General features: G+C 45.4%; 4 protein-coding genes. All 4 read left to right on the top strand.

Annotation, left to right across the window (positions count from 1 at the left end):
- Positions 1 to 136 precede the first annotated feature (136 nt).
- Positions 137 to 1597 carry an IS21 family transposase gene (istA, locus tag WC659_07190; GenBank protein MFA4873680.1) on the top strand — a complete coding sequence of 487 codons (1461 nt, stop codon included), beginning with the start codon at positions 137 to 139 and terminating at the stop codon, positions 1595 to 1597.
- A complete protein-coding gene (gene istB, locus WC659_07185; protein MFA4873679.1) occupies positions 1590 to 2384 on the top strand; it encodes an IS21-like element helper ATPase IstB in 795 nt (264 codons plus the stop codon). Before istA ends, istB begins: the two co-directional genes overlap by 8 nt.
- A 195-nt stretch (positions 2385 to 2579) precedes the next feature.
- The gene (locus WC659_07180) at positions 2580 to 2906 is read left to right on the top strand and encodes a hypothetical protein (GenBank protein ID MFA4873678.1); all 327 of its coding nucleotides are present in this window, start codon (positions 2580 to 2582) and stop codon (positions 2904 to 2906) included.
- A 5-nt stretch (positions 2907 to 2911) separates the two neighbouring features.
- Entirely contained in the window at positions 2912 to 4063 is a 1152-nt protein-coding gene (locus WC659_07175) for an integrase core domain-containing protein (GenBank protein MFA4873677.1), read from the top strand.
- Positions 4064 to 4254: the final 191 nt, after the last annotated feature.

Raw genomic sequence — 4254 nt, 5'->3', positions numbered from 1 at the left:
ATATGATGAGCGACAATTATAACTACCGGCTAACGACAATTATAATTACCGAAAACAGTTGATCTGAATTACACTGTTTAAACCAAAAAGTGAGGAGGTTTAAATGGTAACGGATCAACAGGTAAGGAGATTGAAAATGCTGGTAAATAAGGAGCGAACCCAAGCTATAGCCGCGGCAAAGGCCGGAATGAGCGAAAAAACTGCCGGGAAATATCTCAAAAACAGCCAATTGCCGGGTGAGAGAATAAGACCGAGGACGTGGAGAACCAGAATATGTCCATTTGAAGGGCATTGGCCGGAGATATCGGACTATCTGATGACTAATCCGGGGCTGGAGGCCAAGACAATATTTGAGGATCTGCAGCGAAGGTATCCGGGCAATTGGCCTGATGGGCAGCTAAGAACACTGCAGAGGCGGATAAAAGTATACAGGGCGATCGACGGTCCGGCCAAAGAAGTGTTTTTCCCGCAGATCCATAAGCCCGGAGAATTGGGAGAATTTGATTTTACGAATATGAATGATATCGGCATAACCATACTGAAAGAATCATTTAAGCATCTTATCGGCCATTTTGTGCTGACATATTCGAACTGGGAGCATGGTGAGATATGTTATTCCGAGAGCTTTGAGAGCCTTAGCGAGGGCATACAGTGCTCCTTGTGGGAGCTAGGAGGCGTGCCATATAACATGCGCAGCGATAACCTATCCGCGGCTGTGCATAAAGACCGCAATACTGAAGTGTTCACAGAAAGGTACAAGCAATTATTGAAGCACTATGGACTAACCGGCAATAAAATCCAACCTGGCAGAGCTAACGAGAACGGCGATATCGAGCAAAGGCACAATCGCTTCAAAAAAGCGCTGACCCAGGCGTTGATGCTTAGGGGGAGCAGCGATTTTGAAAGCGTTGACGAATACCGGTTATTTTTAAAAAAACTATTTGTCCAGCTTAATGCCGGCAGGAGAGAGCGCTTAAAAGAAGAGCTTAGTGTTTTAAGACCCCTGCCCTACCGCAAGATGGACATACATAAGACTTTTGAATTTACAGTCGGACAAAGTAGCGCGATACATATTCTGCATAACACATATTCAGTGAACAGCCGGCTCATCGGTGAAAAAATAAAGGCGCTTGTCTATTCCGATCATATAGAAATATGGTATGCCCAGCGCAAAGTAGATACCTTGCCCCGTATTCGTGGTGAGAAGAAACAACGTATCAATTACAGACATATAATAGAATGGCTTGTACGTAAGCCAGGGGCGTTTAACAATTACAAATATCGCGAGGAGCTATATCCCAGTAGGCATTTTAGGATCGCGTATGATTCTTTAAAAGAACGAGGCGGCAATAATGCCGGTAAGGAGTACCTCAAAATATTACACCTCGCGTTTGTAGAAGGCGAGGCGCAAGTGGAAAAAGCCATACAGGATATAACCGGTACGGGTGAAGCTATATCGGTGGGAGCTGTTGAAGCATTGGTAAAAAAGATGGGAAATGGCATAATCACGCCGGAAGTCGCCGTCGAAGACGTAGACTTAAGCGAGTATGACGCCTTATTGTGTTCCACCTTCGAGGATGTGAGCATAAATGCGTAAAAAACTACCCGATGGAGCATTGGAAGAGTATTTAAATACGCTGCACTTGACGACCATACGCAAAAGATACCGGGACATAATGGCCATGGCAACCCGGGAGTCATTGAGTTATGAGGAATTCTTGCACGAACTATTAAGGGAAGAGGCTGAGGCGAGGAGAGATCGTCGCTGTGAGAGGCTTTTAAAGGCCTCAAAAATACCGATCGATAAAAATATGGACAACTTTGAGATGAGGAGACTGCCGACAAAGGCGGCGCAACAAGTAAAAACGCTTATTACAGGGGTTTTTACGGATCATGCGGAAAATGTCCTGATATTTGGTAAGCCTGGGAGCGGGAAAACACATCTACTATGCGCCATAGGCCAGGAAATAATCAAAAAAGGGCGAAGCGTGTTATTTACCACCTGTAGCATGCTGGCGCAGGAACTGTTACAGGCAAAGCGGGATTTAAAATTGCCGGGTATGTTGAAGAAACTCTCGAAGTTTGACGCGTTGATAATCGATGAAATAGGGTATGTCCAGCAAGACCGCGAAGAAATGGAGGTATTATTCACTCTTATGGCCGAAAGATATGAGCGCGGCAGCATAATGCTGAGCAGTAACTTCTCTTTTTCGAAATGGGAAAAGATATTCAAGGATCCTATGGTAACGGCCGCGGCAATAGACAGGCTTGTGCATCACAGCGTGATCATGGAGCTTAATCTGGATAGTTATAGGATGGATTACGCGAAGAATCGACGAAAATCGTCCGAAGACAGTCCCAGGAAATCTGCTATAGTGTCATAAAATAGAGAAAGAAGTTTACTTGAAGTCCTTTCTTGGATAAGGTAGTAGTAGTCGTAGTATTGTGGAGAGTGCGGATCCCGCCTCTGGCGGGATCCAAGCGATGTGGATAACCTGAAGGGTTATCCATAGAGCGTCACTATTCACAATCTAAAATCAAAGAAAGGTAAAACATGGAGACGGAAACATTGGATATTTGTGATAGTGGATATATCGTCGGAAGGAAACGTAAAAAGTTTAACTGCCCATGAAAAGTGGCAGATATTCTTGGAGACTACCGTCAAAGATGCCCCTGTCGGCGAGATATTGAGGCGCCACGGGCTTTATTCGTCGGAGTTGACCAGAATACGCAAGGATGTAGAATCTGGGGCGCTACAGGAGCTGGGGAAGAAAAAGTACTCCAGGAAGCCCGATCAGGCCTCGCGCGAAGAATACGAAAAGATAAAGACCGAGCTATCAGCTAAAGTAAAGGCTTTGGCGCGGATGGGCGAGGAATATCTTATTTTAAAAAAAAGGACGGATTAGGCCTCGTGGGTGATCTTTCACGTAAGAAGGTGCCATGCGCGTCTCAAAAAGAGCTGATAGACGCGCTGGAAGGCTTAAAGGAGCTGACCGTGGCTGAAGCGTGTGAAGCGCTGAAGCTCAGCGAAAGGCGTTACTACAGATGGCGCCGGAGGCCGGAGGAACCTTCTAAAAAGACGGCATGGAATAAAATAACTACGGATGAAGAAAACGCTATTCGCGCCGCTGCCGGAGACGAGGCTCTTTGTGATCTGCGAGCTGCCGGACTTATGGTCTACGGCCATGAAAGCGGTAAATTCTTCTGCAGCGTCTCGACGGTACAAAGAGAGTTAATAAGGCACCATCTGCAAGCGTCGTATCAGATACCGCGAAGAAGACGCCCGCTAAAACCGGACGTAAGAGAGCTTATGAACGCGCCAAGAAAAGTGTTCAGTTACGACGCTACGGAGTTCTACCTTACGAACAGGCTTCGGGTTGTGGTCATTCCTATACTGGACTTAGGTTCCCGGAAATTCCTCCATTATGGGGTAAGGGTAGCCTCTTTCGCCCAGCAGGATGTTATGGATATATGGGACGAAGCGTTATGGAAGGAAGACATAGACGCGAGCCAGCTTACCGCCATAAGCGACAGAGGCTCTCAGATGAAAGGAAGCCGCACCAAGGCTCACTTAATCGGCAAATGGAATATAAAGCTTGAATTCGCCAGACCCTATACGCCGGATGATAACGCGTGGATAGAATCGTTAATCAAGTACATGAAATATCATCCCGAATGCCCTGAAGACTTTGAGATCGTTAGGGACGTAGCCGACTGGATAGCAAAGTTCCAGAAGCTTTATAACGACCATCCTCACTCATCATTGGGATACGTACGCCCCAATGATGAGCATGCCGGCATGGGAAATACGATCAGAGAGAAACGCAAAGATAATTTACGGCTGGCAATGCGGAAAAGACGGGCGGATTACAATTCTAAAAAGGAGGGGGTGTCAGACTATGACCTGACCAAAGATCGCGGCTCTAATGAAATCATAGAGCCGTTATTCGCGTTACAAAATACAGAAAATATCGAAAGTGAAGAAAATGGTGTGTTAGAAGTGGTTGTAAGAAAGGACGATTTTCGAGCAAACTCTTTGGCTGTTTTATGTCAAAATCGCTGATTGACTCGGCAGTAATGTCAGTTAATGGGTCGAGTTATTGACATATCAACACTATTAACACTATTAACAAAAAGAAAAAGAACCAAAAAGAAAAAGGCTACTACTGCTTTTTAACTTAAAACACCGGTAATTATAATTGTCGTCAATGGAAATAATAGTTGACGTTCATCACATATACCCTGTTTTTGGTA

The organism is Patescibacteria group bacterium (genome assembly GCA_041645165.1).
Lineage (GTDB): Bacteria > Patescibacteriota > Patescibacteriia > 2-02-FULL-49-11 > 2-02-FULL-49-11 > 2-02-FULL-49-11.
Note: the sequence above shows the minus strand (reverse complement) of the source record. Positions and strands in the feature narration are given on the sequence as shown.